The 15,031-nt window shown below is 71.6% G+C and carries 12 protein-coding genes, 1 tRNA gene and 1 other RNA gene; 10 read left to right on the top strand and 4 right to left on the bottom strand.

The window, feature by feature from the left end:
* Positions 1 to 18: 18 nt before the first annotated feature.
* Entirely contained in the window at positions 19 to 372 is a 354-nt protein-coding gene (locus tag KRH_RS01415) for a DUF6176 family protein (RefSeq protein ID WP_012397368.1), read from the bottom strand.
* Between the two features lie 354 nt (positions 373 to 726).
* On the opposite strand from KRH_RS01415, the gene KRH_RS01410 reads away from it, so the two are divergent.
* Complete coding sequence (locus tag KRH_RS01410) at positions 727 to 1,593, top strand: MBL fold metallo-hydrolase (protein ID WP_012397366.1); 867 nt, start codon at positions 727 to 729, stop codon at positions 1,591 to 1,593.
* Between the two features lie 43 nt (positions 1,594 to 1,636).
* Here KRH_RS01410 and KRH_RS01405 read toward each other — a convergent pair whose 3' ends face one another.
* A complete protein-coding gene (locus KRH_RS01405) occupies positions 1,637 to 2,395 on the bottom strand; it encodes a queuosine precursor transporter (RefSeq protein WP_012397365.1) in 759 nt (252 codons plus the stop codon).
* 122 nt (positions 2,396 to 2,517) lie between these two features.
* Here KRH_RS01405 and KRH_RS01400 point away from each other — a divergent pair, with 122 nt between their 5' ends.
* From KRH_RS01400 to KRH_RS01380, 5 genes are all read left to right on the top strand, one after another.
* On the top strand, positions 2,518 to 3,345 hold the full coding sequence (locus tag KRH_RS01400; protein WP_012397364.1) for a hydroxymethylpyrimidine/phosphomethylpyrimidine kinase: 828 nt from the start codon (positions 2,518 to 2,520) through the stop codon (positions 3,343 to 3,345).
* 150 nt (positions 3,346 to 3,495) lie between these two features.
* On the top strand, positions 3,496 to 4,161 hold the full coding sequence (locus tag KRH_RS01395; protein WP_012397363.1) for a TetR/AcrR family transcriptional regulator: 666 nt from the start codon (positions 3,496 to 3,498) through the stop codon (positions 4,159 to 4,161).
* Between the two features lie 46 nt (positions 4,162 to 4,207).
* On the top strand, positions 4,208 to 4,531 hold the full coding sequence (locus tag KRH_RS01390) for a hypothetical protein (protein WP_041297265.1): 324 nt from the start codon (positions 4,208 to 4,210) through the stop codon (positions 4,529 to 4,531).
* A 407-nt stretch (positions 4,532 to 4,938) separates the two neighbouring features.
* On the top strand, positions 4,939 to 6,885 hold the full coding sequence (locus KRH_RS01385) for an ExeM/NucH family extracellular endonuclease (protein ID WP_050738021.1): 1,947 nt from the start codon (positions 4,939 to 4,941) through the stop codon (positions 6,883 to 6,885).
* A 264-nt stretch (positions 6,886 to 7,149) separates the two neighbouring features.
* Entirely contained in the window at positions 7,150 to 7,542 is a 393-nt protein-coding gene (locus tag KRH_RS01380) for a hypothetical protein (protein ID WP_012397360.1), read from the top strand.
* Between the two features lie 400 nt (positions 7,543 to 7,942).
* On the opposite strand, the gene KRH_RS01370 is transcribed toward KRH_RS01380, so the two are convergent.
* Together KRH_RS01370 and KRH_RS01365 are read right to left on the bottom strand one after the other, a co-directional pair.
* Positions 7,943 to 8,476, bottom strand: coding sequence for a glycosyltransferase family 25 protein (locus tag KRH_RS01370; RefSeq protein ID WP_012397358.1), 534 nt, complete (start codon positions 8,474 to 8,476; stop codon positions 7,943 to 7,945).
* 145 nt (positions 8,477 to 8,621) lie between these two features.
* Positions 8,622 to 8,706, bottom strand: a tRNA-Ser gene (locus tag KRH_RS01365).
* Positions 8,707 to 8,858: 152 nt separating this feature from the next.
* On the opposite strand from KRH_RS01365, the gene ffs reads away from it, so the two are divergent.
* The 4 genes from ffs (at position 8,859) to KRH_RS01350 (ending at position 14,934) form a co-directional block, all read left to right on the top strand.
* An RNA gene (gene ffs / locus KRH_RS11885) (signal recognition particle sRNA small type) lies at positions 8,859 to 8,949 on the top strand.
* Between the two features lie 67 nt (positions 8,950 to 9,016).
* A complete protein-coding gene (locus tag KRH_RS01360; protein ID WP_012397357.1) occupies positions 9,017 to 12,811 on the top strand; it encodes a DNA polymerase III subunit gamma and tau in 3,795 nt (1,264 codons plus the stop codon).
* Positions 12,812 to 12,887: 76 nt separating this feature from the next.
* A complete protein-coding gene (recR, locus tag KRH_RS01355) occupies positions 12,888 to 13,493 on the top strand; it encodes a recombination mediator RecR (protein WP_012397356.1) in 606 nt (201 codons plus the stop codon).
* A gap of 154 nt (positions 13,494 to 13,647) precedes the next feature.
* On the top strand, positions 13,648 to 14,934 hold the full coding sequence (locus KRH_RS01350; RefSeq protein ID WP_012397355.1) for an aspartate kinase: 1,287 nt from the start codon (positions 13,648 to 13,650) through the stop codon (positions 14,932 to 14,934).
* The last annotated feature ends 97 nt before the right edge of the window (positions 14,935 to 15,031 follow it).

Below are 15,031 nucleotides of genomic sequence, written 5' to 3'. Positions count from 1 at the left end.
CCGCACGCCGGAGGATCGTCAGCCACGCGGCCGCATCGCCGCCTCCACCCTCTCCGGTGCCATGTGCACCTGGGGAGTCAGCTCCTGGGGCGGGAATTCCGGGTCGATGCACTCGCGCCAGAACTCCAGGTGCTTCGCGTCGAGCCAGTGCTCCGACTCCAACACGGATCGCCGGCCCTCACCCTGAACGGAATACCAGTAGAGGTACATGACACTGTCGAGAACTTCGCTGAAGATCGTCTCCACGTACATCTGTTCCGGTTCGAGTGTTTCCCGGAAAGCCTCCGGGTTCGAACGGAGAAAATTCATCCACTCGGCTGCGCGTTCTTCCGCGCCGGGCCGCACTCGGAAGCGGGTCATCTCGACGATCATGGGCTGACTCTACGAGATCGTCACCCTGCAAACGTTGGGAGCGTGACCCTGGACAGCGGCATGCACGGACCGGGACACCCGCTGTCCGCGTTAGACTTCCGTGAACTTCTTCAACCCGCCGGGAGTCCTCTGCACGCGGATCCACGGCCCCGGTGGGTCCACCCGGCTCTCCTGCCGCAGCAGGCGGGGGTTCAGGGATCCGCAGGTTCGAGGGCCCCACGTGTTGAGCGAGACCAGGCGCGTCCCCACCACGGGACCGCTCTGCCGCGCCGCGCGCACGGTGACAGGGGCCGCGCGCGCCGGCGGCAGCGGCGTCGTCGTCCGCGTGGGAGCCACGGGACGGGACCCGCGAGCGTGAGCGCCCAGCCCGACTACACCGTCCCCGGCGTGCTGCACCGCGTGAGCGCGTGCGCCGGGATGGTCCTTGCGCCGAATCCCGGGCCCATGACCCTGGACGGCACCAACACCTGGATCCTCTCCGCCCCCGGCTCAGGGCCCGAGCACCCGAACTACGGGCAGCACCCGTCCGCGCAGGGGCGGGGCGAGTGGCCGGGGCCGGACGTCGTCGTCGTGGACCCGGGACCCCTGGACGAGGACCACCTTCAGGCCGTGGCCGCCACCGGCAGGGTCGTGCTGATCCTGGTGACGCACCGCCACAGGGACCACACGGACGGCATCGACCGCCTGCACGAGATCACCGGCGCCCCCGTGCGCGCCGCGCTGCCCGAGTTCTGCCGGGACAGCGGCGAGCCTCTGCGGGACGGGGACTTCGTGCTGGCGGCAGGCGTGAGCATCCGCGTGCTCGCCACCCCGGGCCACACCTCGGACTCCGTCTCGTTCCTGCTGCACCACGACGAGCCCGAGACCATCCTCACCGGGGACACCGTCCTGGGCCGCGGCACCACCATGATCGACCACCCGGACGGCACCCTGGGCGACTACCTGCGCTCCCTCGAACGCCTGGGCAGGCGCTCCGGCGCGATGGGCCTGCCCGCCCACGGTGCACCCCTGCCGGGCCTGCAGGACGCGTGCGACGAGCTCGCCGAGCACCGGCTGGAGCGCCTGGAGCAGGTGCGCGGCGTCGTCGCGGACTTGGGCGAGCGCGCGAGCGTGGAAACCGTCACGGACGCCGTCTACCCGGACGTCCCCGCCGAGGTGCGCCGCGCGGCCGAGCACTCCATCGCGGCCCAGCTCGCGCACCTCGACCACCTCGGCCGCTGAGCGCAGCGCACGACGACGCCGCACGCGCCGTTCCCTGCGGCGCTCAGCCCTGCAGCGGGGCCGACTCCGCGTAGCTGGGCTCGCGGCGCTTGATCCACGCGATCGCGGCGTAGGTGACCGGCATGATCACCACCTCCACGAGGCACTTGTACACGTAGCCCACGAGCACGTAGTTGAGGAACCCGGACCACGAGTCGATGCCGATGATGGGCGCGGCGATCGTGCAGAAGATGAGGGTGTCCACCAGTTCACCCACCATGGTGGAGGAGATCAGCCGCGCCCACAGGTGCTTCTCCTGGGTGCGCTGCTTGACCTTGACCATCACGTACGCGTTGAGCAGCTGGCCCACCAGGTAGCCCAGCAGGGACGCCGCGACGATCAGCGGCACAGGGCCCAGCACAGCCTCGAACGCCCCCTGGTTCTCGTAGAACGGGGCGGCGGGCAGGATGATCACGATCCAGAACACCACCGACGCGAACGCGCCGAAGACGAACGAGGTGAGGATCGCCTTGCGGGCCGCGCGGAAGCCGTAGACCTCGGAGACCACGTCCCCCAGCACGTAGGCCAGAGGGAAGAGGAAGAACCCGCCGTCCGTGATGACCGGGCCGAACTGCACACCCTTCGTGGCGCCAATGTTGGAGAGCACCAGGATGACGCAGTACGCGGCCAGGATCAGGTCGAAGTACGTGCGGGGACGGTGCGCGAAGGCGGGCGCCGCGGTGGAGGGCCGGGATGTGGCAGTGGCCGCAGCGGCGGGTGCGGGGTGCGTGGAGCCGCGGGGCGGGGTGGCGTGGGAAGACACGGGTGTCCTTGGGGTCGTCGCGTGCGGTGAGGGGACGTCGCCTGCCACCCGACGTCGCGCACCAGTGTAGTGCGGCGTTCGAAACTCGCGGGGCCGGTGCCGGGCGGAGCACAATACTGTGCATGAGCGAAACCACACGCAACCAACCGCCCGTCGCCATGACCGTCGCGGGCTCCGAGGCCACCGGCGGCGCCGGGGCGCTCGCGGACATCAAGACCTTCACGTCCCTGGGGGTCTTCGGCTCGCTGGCGCTCACGTGCATCGTCGCGTTCGACCCCGAGAACGAGTGGGGCCACCGCGTGACCCCCGTGGACCAGCAGACCCTGGCGAACCAGCTGCAGACCATCACCGCGGCCTACGACCTGGACGCCGTGAAGATCGGCATGCTCGGCCACCCGGACACCATCCGCACCGTGGCCACCGCCATGAAGGAGCTCAAGCCCCGCCACCTGGTGCTGGACCCCGTGCTGATCTGCAAGGGCCAGGAGCCGGGTGCCGCGCTGGACACGGACCAGGCGCTGAAGGCGGAGGTGCTGCCGCTGGCCACGTTCGTGACCCCCAACCACTTCGAGTCCCTGTCCCTGTCCGGGATGGAGTCCATCGACTCGGTGGAGGACCTCAAGGAGGCCGCGAAGCGCATCCACGACTCCTCAGGTGCCGCCGTGCTCGCCAAGGGCGGCGTGCGGCTGGCCGGGGCGGAGGCCGTGGACGTGTTCTACGACGGATCCACGCTCGAGGTGCTCACCGAGCCCAAGGTGGGCGAGGTGCCGGTGTCCGGCGCGGGCTGCTCGCTCGCGGCGGCCGTGACGGCGGAGCTCGCCAAGGGCGCCACCCCGCTCGACGCCGCCCGCACCGCCAAGAGCTTCGTCACCGCGGGCATCCGGCACCGTCTGGCATCCCACCTGCCGTTCGACTCCCTGTGGCAGGGCGGATACGCCGCTGACGCGTAGCCGCACAGCGCCACCGAGGTTCCTGGGAGCCTTCGGGGAATGCCCTGTTCCGCAGGGCATTCCCCGTTTCCATAGGGTGGAATGGACACCGAACCCGCACGCGATGTCGGCAACCCGCACTTTGCTGACAGAACAAGGTAAGGTGTCATCATGCCCCGCATCACAGCCCCCAGCAACGCCGCCCAGCGAGAGCGCACCCAGCGCGCGATCCTGGATGCGTTCGGGGAGCTGCTGTACAGCAACGGGCTCACCGACCTCACCATGACCCGCGTCGCCAAGACCGCCGGAGTGGGCCGCACTGCGGTCTACAACTACTTCGCGGACATGGGCGAACTGCTCGTGGCCTACGCCCTGGACAAGACCGAGCGCTTCGTGGCGGACCTCAACCGCGAGCTCGCGGACACCGAGAACCCCGTGGACCAGCTGGGTGTCTACATCCAGCACCAGATCGAGGACCTCGGCCGCCGCCACCTGCCTCCCGGCCAGGCCATGCGCACGGTGCTCTCCCCCGAGGACTTCGCGAAGCTGGGCGCGCACGTGCAGAAGCTGCAGACCGTGCTCGCGGGCATCCTGCAGCGCGCCATGGACGAGGGCTACCTGCCCCACGGCGACACCGACGAGCTCTCCCAGCTGGTGCACGGCTCTCTGACCTCCACCGCGGACCGCACCACCTCCGTGGAGAGCACCCGCGCCCAGCAGCAGCGCACGCTGGCCACCGTCCGCTTCATCCAGCGCGGCCTGGGTGCCCAGTTCGACGCCCAGATGCGCCCCGTGCACCTGCCCCAGCAGCCGCCGCAGCTCAGCGCGGTGTCCTGATCCCCGGGACCCCACGTAGGCCCAGCACCGGAACTCGCCGTTGCGTGTGGCCACGTGCAACGCGTCCCTGAACCGCGGCGCGGAGGGGCAGCTGCTCCGCGATCTCAGCACGCCGGGCAACGAGCAGGCGCAGAACATCGCGGAGGTCATCCAGATCAACGCGCCGGACGTGGTGCTGGTCCACGAGTTCGACCACGTGCCGGGCGGCAGGGCCGCCGAGGCATTCCGTGACCACCACCTGTCCGTGAGCCGGAACGGAGTGTTCTGGCCGATGCTCGGCGAACCCGGTTCGGGGCTCACGAGCGACCCCGCCCTGGCCACCGACCACCACCTCGTCTGGGTGGACATGGATGTTCCCGGCAAGCGCTGACCTGCTCCGGCTGGTGCCCAGCTGCCGGGATCGGGGCTTCCGGCGGCCCGGTCACCGGGTTGGCCCGGCTACCGGGCCCGCATGCTCGCCGCTCCCGTCCGGTGACCGATCCGGCCGGTGGTGGGGCCCGCCCGTCGAGGTAGAGCTGGACGAACCGCTCCGCGTCGAAGTACGGGGTCCAGTCCTGGGTGGCGCCGTGGAACGCCTCCGCCATCTCGAACACCCGGGCTGGGGGCTGGGGGCTGCGTGACGCACCTCACCGGGAATTCACTGTCCCGTCACGACCTGGTCTTGTGCTGTCCTTACGCTCACTGGCAGCAGTGCTGAACCAAGAGCACCGGTCGATCCCCCTCGACCGTTCACCCCACTCAGACCCCCCTTTCACAGCCCCCGCCCAGGAGATCACCGTGCCCACACCCCACCCCTCCGCCCCCGCCGGCGCAGTGCGCCGAGGCGCGCTGGCCATCTCGCTCAGCGCCGCGCTGCTCACCACGGGACTCGGTGCCACCCCCGCCATCGCCGCGCCGAGCACCACGAGCATCGCCACCATCCAGGGCACCGGGAAGAGCACTCCCCTGGCGGGCCAGACCGTCACCACGGAACCCGCGGTGGTCACCGCGGTGTACCCGCCAGGACCCGGGTCCCTCGGCGGGTTCGTGATCCAGACGCCGGGATCCGGGGGCACGATCACTGGGACCACCGCCTCCACCGGGCTGTTCGTCCACACCGGGCAGGCTCCCGTGACCGTGCAGAGGGGCGATGCCGTGCAGGTCACCGGCACCGCCGGCGAGTACCAGGGCCTCACGCAGCTCTCGGGGACCGTGAGCGTCAAGAAGGTCGTCAAGAAGGTGGCACCGGTCAAGCCCGTCACCACCGACTGGGCCTCCACCGCCTCCTACCGGGAGAACCTGGAGTCCATGGTGTACCAGCCCCGGGAGAACTTCCGGGTGGCGGACACCTACGGAGTGGGCCGCTACGGGGAGCTCGGACTCTCGGCGGGCCCGGCGCTGCCCACCCAGCCCACCGACGTCGCCCTGCCCAGCAGCCCCGAGGCCGAGGCGCAGGCCGCGCGCAACGAGGCCATCTCGGTGACCCTGGACGACGGCACCAACCGTGGCTTCGCCGCGAGCCCCCAGCAGGAGGCGCGCACCGTCCCCTACCTGGATCCGCAGAACCCCGTGGAGGTGGGCGACCGCGCCAAGATCACCGCACCCGTGATCGTGGACTACCGGCACGACTCCTGGCGGTTCCAGCCCACCTCCGAGATCACCCGTGGTGCGGAGCCGGCGCGCTTCACCACTTCCGCGGACAAGACCCCTCGCGTGGGCGGCCAGGTGTCCGTGGCCTCCTTCAACGTGCTGAACTACTTCACCACCACGGGCCAGCAGAAGAAGTGCAAGGGTGGCAACTTCTCCACCGACGGCACCTACAACGTGGCCCAGGGGTGTGACGTCCGGGGTGCCTACGACGCGGCGGACCTGCAGCGCCAGCAGGCCAAGACCGTGGCGGCCATCAACCAGCTGAACGCCTCAGTGGTGGGTCTCATGGAGATCGAGAACTCCGCAAAGCTGGGGGAGGAGCCGGACGAGGCGCTGGCCACCCTGGTGAGCGCACTCAACGGCGCGGCCGGCTACGAGAAGTGGGCCATCGCCCCCGTGGACGCCTCCCAGTTGCAGCCGGTGGCGGACCAGGACGTCATCACCAACGCGATCATCTACCAGCCTGCCGAGGCGAGCCTGATGGGTGAGGCCCAGGCACTCGGTGCTGAAGCGGGCGCCGGCGGGGCCTTCGAGAACGCCCGGACCCCACTGGCGGCCTCTTTCACCGCCACGCGGGGCAAGGGCCGCGGCACCAACGCCCCGATCACCGTGGTGGTCAACCACTTCAAGTCCAAGGGCTCGGGGCCCAAGAACGGCCCCAACGCGGACGCCGGGGACGGGCAGGGCGCCTGGAACGCGGCCCGGGTGGCCCAGGCCGAGGCGCTGGTGGACTGGATCCCGGAGCTCGCGGACCGCGCCGGCTCCGCGGACGTGGCCCTGCTGGGCGACTTCAACTCCTACACGCAGGAGGACCCCATGCAGGTCTTCTACTCGGCCGGCTTCGCGTCTGCTCCCGCTGCGGACGAACACACCTACGTGCACGGCGGGCAGGTGGGATCCCTGGACCACCTCCTGGTGTCACGGAGCCTGCAGCAGCGCACCACGGGTGCGGACGTGTGGAACATCAACTCCGGGCAGTCACCCCTGCTGCAGTACGCCCAGTACCGCACCACCGCGCTGGACTACTACCGCCCGGACGCCGCGGCGTCCTCCGACCACGACCCGGCCATTGCCGGATTCCGGGCGGGCCGGTAGCAGCTCGCCGCACACGGAGTGCCCCTGTGGCCGCCACCGGGCGGTCGCAGGGGCACCGTCGTGACCATCCGTCCGGGAGGGGCGGGCCACCGGGCAGGTCAATGAGAAGCCATGTGTAATTTTCGCGCGCAAACCCCCTGGGTGGGGCAGGCGCGGCTACGATCCTGCTGTTCTCATCCCCTGGGCGCGGGAACGGATCGGCCGGGCTGTCGATCAGCGAGCACTGCAGAATCCCCAGCGCGCCCCTCCCACAAAGGACCCACCATGGCCACTGCCGCACCCTTGCGCCGCTCCCTCGCCACCGCCTTCGTGGCCCTCTCCCTGACCGCCGGCCTCTCCCTGGCCGACGCCGCCCCGGCCGAGGCCGCGGCCGCCAAGCCGTGTGCCGCGAGCATGTCCGTGACGCAGCCGAAGCAGAACACCACCACCACCGTGAACGTCTCCAAGGTGGGCGCCAAGGCGAAGGTCACCACGCGCGCCCGCTACAAGACCACGACCACCGTCAAGAACGCCACGGCGTCCACCAGGGGAACGGCAGCGGTTCCGTACGCCATTGCCAGGGCCACCCCGGGGGTCAAGGTGGTCGTGGACGTCACCGCCGTGTCCGGCAAGACCACGTGGAAGTGCTCCACGTCCTTCACCCCGCGCCGCAAGTAGCGGGTACTCGCACCCTCCGGACTGCCCCGTGCTCGGGGCAATCCGGAGGTGGGCACGAGGGCACCGCGGGTCTCACGAGCGACCCTGCGGTGCCCTAGCCATGGGCGACTCAGGAACGGAACACGCCCCGCAGGCGGTACCCCGCGTCGTCGACCGTGGCCCGGAGCGCAGGACCCGCGCCCCGGAGCCTGGAGCGCACGGCAATCCGGTCCCGCAGGGACGGCGGGAGGGGCGCCTCCCGTCGCGCGGCGGGCCCGTCCTCCGAGGCGCGGATGGTGGATCCGCCCGACCACCGGACGAGGCTGGGTCGGACGAGCGCGACGTCCACCCCGCCCTCGTCACGGAGATCCGGCCACGCATCCGCGACGCGCTGCAGCTTCCCCTCCGGCAGCGCCCGCACCTAGTCGTCGAACTTCCTCGCGCCGCCGCGGGTCATCAGGTACAGCCCCGAGCAGTCCCCCTGTCCGGCGAAACGCCCGATCCGGTGACGCCGCTCGGGGCCCGAGACGGTGCGCGAGAGGAGGGAGAGCTGAGAGATGGAGGTGAGGAACCGCCTGCGGTGCAGCGCGGGGTCCAGGCTCAACCCGTCCGTCAGGACCACCACGTCGTGCGGCAGCGGACCCTCGGTCACGGCACGCAGGGCACAGGGGAGGTCGGCGGTGAACCGGGCGTCGTCCTCCGCCACCAGGAGCAGGTCCGCATCGTCCCCGGGCTCCGCCGCGAACGCGCGGATCACCTGGGCATGGCTGATGGCGCAGCCGATCTCGGCAGGGTCCGGGGGACGCAGGTAGTTTCCCGCGAACCGTTCCGCGTCGAAGTACGGAGTCCAGTCCTGGGTGGCGCCGTGGAAGGCGTCGAACACCTCGAAGATTTCCCCCAGCGGCTGGGCGAAGAAACCGGGCCTGCGGTCGCTGTCGGCAAGACTGACGACCACCGCGCGAGAGGGAGAAGGGGAGCCCGACCATGGAGGCAGACTACGCAGGCCGCCTCACGTGATCCGCGCGTCACGCGGCGGGGCACCAGGGCAACGACGAAGCCCCCGACCCGCCAGGTGGCGGATCAGGGGCTTCGCGGTGCTGCGGAGGATGGGGGATTTGAACCCCCGAGGGCGTTAACCCAACACGCGTTCCAGGCGTGCGCCATAGGCCGCTAGGCGAATCCTCCAGGCAAACACGCGTTCCGCTCTCGCGGGGCACGTGCGGCAATCAGCATAGCGGAACTCCCGTCCAGCGCGCGAATCCTCACCCGGGCGGAGGGTGCGGCCACCGGTGGCGGCCGGTTCGAACTCCGCGCGCGCTTGGGCTAAAGTAGTGACCAGCCCCTCGTGTGGCGCCATCTCGTAAAACTCCCCCAGGGCCGGAAGGCAGCAAGGGTATATGGGCTCTGGCGGGTGCACGGGGGGTCTTCACGTTCCTGGCTCCCCATGCTCGCGGGCCCGCTGAGGGCGTCTGAGACCCCCGCTAGAGTCTTCTGTGTGACTACCGCCCTGTACCGCCGCTACCGCCCGGAGACCTTCGAGGACGTCATCGGTCAGGAGCACGTGACCGAGCCCCTGATGACCGCGCTGCGCAAGAACAGGGTCAACCACGCCTACCTCTTCTCGGGCCCCCGCGGCTGCGGCAAGACCACGTCCGCGCGCATCCTGGCCCGTTGCCTCAACTGCGCCGAGGGGCCCACCGCCACGCCGTGCGGGCGCTGCGAGTCCTGCCGGGACCTCGCCCGGGACGGCGCCGGCTCCCTGGACGTCATCGAGATGGACGCCGCCTCCCACGGCGGCGTGGACCACGCGCGTGACCTGCGCGAACGCGCCACCTTCGCGCCCGTGCGGGACCGCTACAAGATCTTCATCATCGACGAGGCCCACATGGTCACGCGCGAGGGCTTCAACGCCCTGCTGAAGATCGTGGAGGAACCTCCGGAGCACGTGAAGTTCATCTTCGCCACCACCGAGCCCTCCAAGGTGCTCACCACCATCCGCTCACGCACACACCACTACCCCTTCCGGCTGGTGCCGCCCGAGCCGCTCATGCGCTACCTGGAGCAGCTGTGCCAGGAGGAGGGCGTCAGCACCGAGCCGGGTGTGCTCTCCCTGGTGGTCCGCGCCGGCGGCGGGTCCGTGCGCGACTCGCTCTCGGTGCTGGACCAGCTCATGGCGGGCTCGGACGAGCGCGGGATCAGCTACGACCTCGCCGTCGCCCTGCTCGGCTACACCCACGCCGCGCTGCTCGACGACGTCGTGGATGCCTTCGCCGCCGGGGACGCCGCCACCGTGTTCTCCTCCGTGGACCGCGTGGTCCAGACCGGTCAGGACCCGCGCCGTTTCGTGGAGGACCTCCTCGAGCGCTTCCGGGACCTCGTGGTGGTCAACGCGGTCCCGGACTCCGCGGCCAACATCCTGCACGGGATGCCCACGGACCAGATCAACCGGCTGCGCAACCAGGCCACCCAGCTGGGCGCCGCGGAGCTCTCCCGCTCCGCGGACATCACCAACGAGGCGCTCAACGAGATGACGGGAGCCACCTCCCCGCAGCTGCACCTGGAGCTGCTGTGCGCCCGCATCCTGCTGCCCTCCGCGGATGACACCACCCGCGGCATCACCTCCCGCGTGGACCGCCTGGAACGCCGGCTGAGCATTCCCCGGGGCGCGGGCATCCGGCCCGGTGGGCCCTCCATTCCTCCGGCGCCCGGCGCGGCGGACGGGGTCGACCCGGCCGCGCCCCACGCACCCGGTGCGGACGCCATGGCGCCCGTGGCGCCCGACTCCCCTTCGTCCGACGCCTCCGCGGCACCCGCACGGGAGGCCGCGGACCCTGCCCCGTCCGGCCCCGTCCGGCAGGACGGCTCGCAGCCGGGCCGTTCCGCCCTGACCACCCCGGACATCGCCGAGCCGTCCATCCCGGAGGACGAGGCCGAGAACCCCCGCGGCAGCGACCACCCCGCCGCGGGTGACCCCGTTCCGCAGGGTGAGCGCGGACCCCAGGGCAACCACCCGCCCGCGGACGGCACCACCACCGAGCACGACGCCGCGGGGCAGGAGCGCTCCCCGGCCACCGGTGCACCCGCCGACCCGACGAAGTCGCCAGCGTCTTCGACGCCCTCCCGGCCCGACGACGCCCAGGACACCGTCGGGGCGCAGTCACGTTCCGGCGTCCAGCGCTTGGATGACACGCGCGGTGGTGCGGACGCGCACAGACCGGACGGCCGGGAGTCCGCGCCGCGCTCCGACGGACAGTGTTCTCGTGGGCGCGATTACGACGCCCGGGGTTCGGACGCCCCGTCCCACGCCACCGCCCCCGGAGAGGACCGCGCCGCCACCCCCGGCGAGGAGACCGGGGCATCCTCCGGCGCCCGCGGCGAACCGGACACCGCACCGTCGGACGACCGGGACCCCGCCGCGCCGTCGCCCTCCACTGGAAGCGCTGGAGAGGGCGCGGGAGACGGTGTGAACGACGGTGCCGCGGCCGGTACCACCGCGGCGAGCGACGTCACCAGCGGCGAGCTGGAGCTGCTGCGCTCCTCGTGGCCGGAGATCGTCTCCGCCCTCGCGGAGATCCGCCGCGTGGCGTGGGCCATCACGGTGCGCGGCACGCCCATCTCCTACGAGAACTCCACGCTGCGCATTGCCTTCGAGGGTGACGGCGACATCATGAACTTCCCCCGCTTCGAGGGGGACGTCCGCACCGCCATCCAGAACGTGGTGGGGCTGGACTGCGCGGTGGAGGCCGTGCGCCCGGGGGACACGCGAGGACAGCACGGCGGCCCCGCCGGAGGCCCACCCCCGGGCTCGGGCGGAGACCCGCGCGGCGGCGGTTCCGGTGGGCGCGGCCCGGCCCCCAGGAGCACCGGTGGCCCGGGTTCATCCCAGGAGCAGCCGGACTACTTCCGGGAGCCGGAGGGCTTCGGCGTGAACCGACGGCGCAGCAACCCCTCGGGTGGCCAGGACAGCGCGTCCCCCGCGTCGAGGGACGCGTCGACCGCCCCCGCGCGGGATGCCTCCTCGGGGCCCTCGCGGAGCGACCGGGGGCAGGATCGGCGGGCGGGCCGGTCGGAGGAGCGCGGCCGCTCCGCATCGCAGGAAACTCACCGAGAGCCGTCCGGCGACGACGACGAACCCGTCACCTCGTGGTCCGTGGCGCCCATTCCCCAGCCGGGGGTCGGCACCCGAACGGGTGGTGACCGGTCCGGCACCGGGGAGCACTCTGCGGAAGAGAGCGGCACCTCCACGGGCGCGCGGGCCAGTGCCTCGGAATCCGCTGCCGCGCCGTCCGGGGAGGCCGCCGGAACCGACAGCACCACTGCACCACGCTCCGGTACGGGGCCCGGCTCGGGATTCAGCACGGGGCGCGGGCCGGAGTCCGACACCGCGCTCGGGTCGGGGCAGGCCACTGAGCCCGGGTCGGGGCAGGCCACCGCGCCCGGCTCCGCCCAGGGTCCCGAGTCCCCGAGTCAGGCGCCCACGGAGCACCAGGCACCGCAGGACGCAGTGCAGGGCGGGCCGTCCGAGCGCCCCGACGCATCTCCCCCGGCACCCGGTGAGAACACCCCCGCGGACGGCAGCCGTCCGCACTCCGGTGGAGCCCAGAACCCGGGCGGCGGGACCCCGGGCAGTGGGGCCCCAAGCAGCGGGATCCAGGGCCGGGGGGGCCAACACCGTGGGGAGCAGAGCACCGAGAACCAGAGCACCGGGGACCAGAACCACCGGGACCAGGGCATGGGCGGCGTCACCCCGGGTGGTGCGGGCGCCCGACCGGACCGGGGCCCCGAGTACTGGAGCCCTGAGGAGCCGCCCCCTCCCCCGGAGGACGAGCCCCCGGCGGACATGTACGACGAACCGGGGCCCGCGGCGTCGTCGTACCCGCGGCGTGGACGCCGCCCCGAGGGTCGGGGCGACGGCTCGGGGCCCGTGCGGGACGGGGACCGCCCGGATCCGCACCGCACCCCCGGGGGCGGGGGCGGCGCCGGGGAGCGCACCGCGTCCGGCCGGGAGTCCGCGAGCCCCTCGGCACACGGCGGGGCCACCCCCTCGCCCGCCGGAGGACAGCGGCGCGGCTGGCGGGAGCGCCACGCCGCTGCCATTGCCGCGGCCACCAGCGGTTCCCCGGGCATCGCCCCGCCGAGCACCCGCAGCCCGGGCGTGGACGAGGAGAACTTCGTTCCCGGAGCCGACGACGAGTCCCTCGAGGACTCCGCCCTGTACGGGAAGGCCGCCATCGAGCGCATCCTGGGTGGCATGCTGATCGACGAACGGTCGCACGACACCGGCCGGTGACCTCGCACGGGTGCCGCTCACCGCGGCCGCCCTGCGGCGCACCGCCCGATCACGACCACCACCACGAAGGAGCACGGTGTACGAAGGACCGGTTCAAGACCTCATCGACGAGCTGGGGCGGTTGCCCGGTGTGGGCCCCAAGTCCGCGCAGCGCATCGCGTTCCACCTGCTGGACGCGGACAAGGACGAGGTCCAGCAGCTCGTGGACGCCATCTCCACCGTGAAGACCTCCGTGTCCTTCTGCGTGATCTGCGGCAACGTGACCGAGCAGGAGGAGTGCGCCATCTGCCGGGACGCCCGCCGGGACCGCAGCGTGATCTGCGTGGTGGAGGAGTCCAAGGACGTCATGGCCATCGAACGCACCCGCAGCTACCGCGGGCTCTACCACGTGCTGGGCGGTGCCATCTCGCCGCTGCAGGGAGTGGGCCCGGACCAGCTGCGCATTCGTGAGCTGATGACCCGCCTGTCGGACGAGACAGTGCAGGAGATCGTGCTGGCCACGGACCCCAACCTCGAGGGCGAGGCCACCGCCACGTACCTGTCCCGGCTGCTGAAGACCCTCGGCATCCGGGTCACGCGGCTGGCCTCGGGGCTGCCGGTGGGCGGTGACCTGGAGTACGCGGACGAGGTCACGCTGGGCCGCGCGTTCGAGGGCCGCACGGTGGTCTCCGAGGCCACGTAGCGCACCGGGCCGACCCGCCGGGCAGTGCGCCCCTGGACCCGCCACCGCCCCGTGATCCCGTGACCGGCGGTTCCCCCGAACCAGTAGCATGGGGCACTGAACCCCCGAGACCGTCCGCCCGCCCAGTGCGGGCCACCGCCCGCGAGAGGAACGCATGAGTCTCATTGTCCAGAAGTTCGGCGGCTCGTCGGTCGCCGATGCCGATGGTGTCCGCAGGGTCGCCCGCCGTGTGGCCGAGACCCGCAACGCCGGCAACCAGGTGGTCGTGGTGGTCTCCGCCATGGGCGACACTACCGACGACCTCCTGGACCTCGCGAACGAGGTGGCCCGCAAGCCCCCGGCCCGCGAGCTGGACATGCTGCTGACCTCCGGCGAGCGGATCTCCATGGCGCTGCTGGCCATGGCCATCTCGGACCTCGGCGTCCCGGCGCAGTCCTTCACGGGCTCCCAGGCGGGGATGATCACGGACGGCGCCCACGGGGCGGCCAAGCTCGTGGAGGTCAGCCCGCTGCGGGTCCGGGAGGCCCTGGACAACGACAACGTGGCCATCATCGCCGGCTTCCAGGGCATGAACCGCTCGTCCAAGGACATCACCACGCTGGGTCGCGGCGGTTCGGACACCACCGCCGTGGCCCTGGCCGCGGCCCTGGACGCGGACGTGTGCGAGATCTACTCGGATGTGGACGGCGTGTACTCCGCGGACCCGCGCATCGTGCCCTCGGCCCGGAAGCTGGACCGGGTCTCCTCGGAGGAGATGCTGGAGCTGGCCGCGAACGGCGCCAAGATCCTGCACCTGCGCTGCGTGGAGTACGCCCGCCGCTTCAACGTCCCGCTGCACGTCCGCTCGTCCTTCACCCACAACGAGGGCACCTGGGTGATCCCCAGCCCCGACGAGATCCTCACGCCCCAGAAGGAGATCCCCTTGGAACAGCCGCTGATCGCCGGTATCGCTCATGATCGCAGCCAGGCCAAGATCACGATCGTGGGCGCACCGGACCACCCGGGCATCGCGTCCCGGATCTTCCGCCTGCTCGCGGACTCCGAGGTGTACGTGGACATGATCGTGCAGAACGTCTCCACCGGCGAGCACCCCCTCACGGACGTGTCCTTCACGCTGGACGAGTCCCAGGGCGCCCTGGCCATGAACCTGCTGCGCGCCGCCGAGGAGAAGATCGGCTACACCCGCCTGGACTACAACAGCGAGGTGGGCAAGCTGTCACTGGTGGGCGCGGGCATGAAGACGAACACGGGCGTGGCCTTCCAGTTCTTCCAGGCGCTGGCGGACGCGAACATCAACGTGGACATGATCTCCACCTCCGAGGTCCGCATCTCCATCGTCACCTCGGTGGACAAGCTCGACGAGGCGGTGCGCGCCGTCCACACCGCCTTCGGCCTGGACTCCAGCGAAGAGGCCACCGTCTACGGGGGCACGGGGCGCTGACCCCGGCGCACCCCATGACCCGCGACACCGCACCCCTGGGCGTCGGGAACGACGACGCCGCGACGCCCGGTCCCTGTGCCGCGGCGGGTTCCGCACA

The sequence above is a fragment of the Kocuria rhizophila DC2201 genome (assembly GCF_000010285.1).
GTDB classification, from domain to species: domain Bacteria; phylum Actinomycetota; class Actinomycetes; order Actinomycetales; family Micrococcaceae; genus Kocuria; species Kocuria rhizophila_A.
Note: the sequence above shows the minus strand (reverse complement) of the source record. Positions and strands in the feature narration are given on the sequence as shown.

What these genes read in the sequence shown, in the direction of transcription:
- KRH_RS01415 (WP_012397368.1), bottom strand. Translation starts at nt 372, where the DNA reads ATGATCGTCGAGATGACCCGCTTCCGAGTGCGGCCCGGCGCGGAAGAA.
- KRH_RS01400 (WP_012397364.1), top strand. Translation starts at nt 2,518, where the DNA reads ATGAGCGAAACCACACGCAACCAACCGCCCGTCGCCATGACCGTCGCG.
- KRH_RS01395 (WP_012397363.1), top strand. Translation starts at nt 3,496, where the DNA reads ATGCCCCGCATCACAGCCCCCAGCAACGCCGCCCAGCGAGAGCGCACC.
- KRH_RS01380 (WP_012397360.1), top strand. Translation starts at nt 7,150, where the DNA reads ATGGCCACTGCCGCACCCTTGCGCCGCTCCCTCGCCACCGCCTTCGTG.
- KRH_RS01350 (WP_012397355.1), top strand. Translation starts at nt 13,648, where the DNA reads ATGAGTCTCATTGTCCAGAAGTTCGGCGGCTCGTCGGTCGCCGATGCC.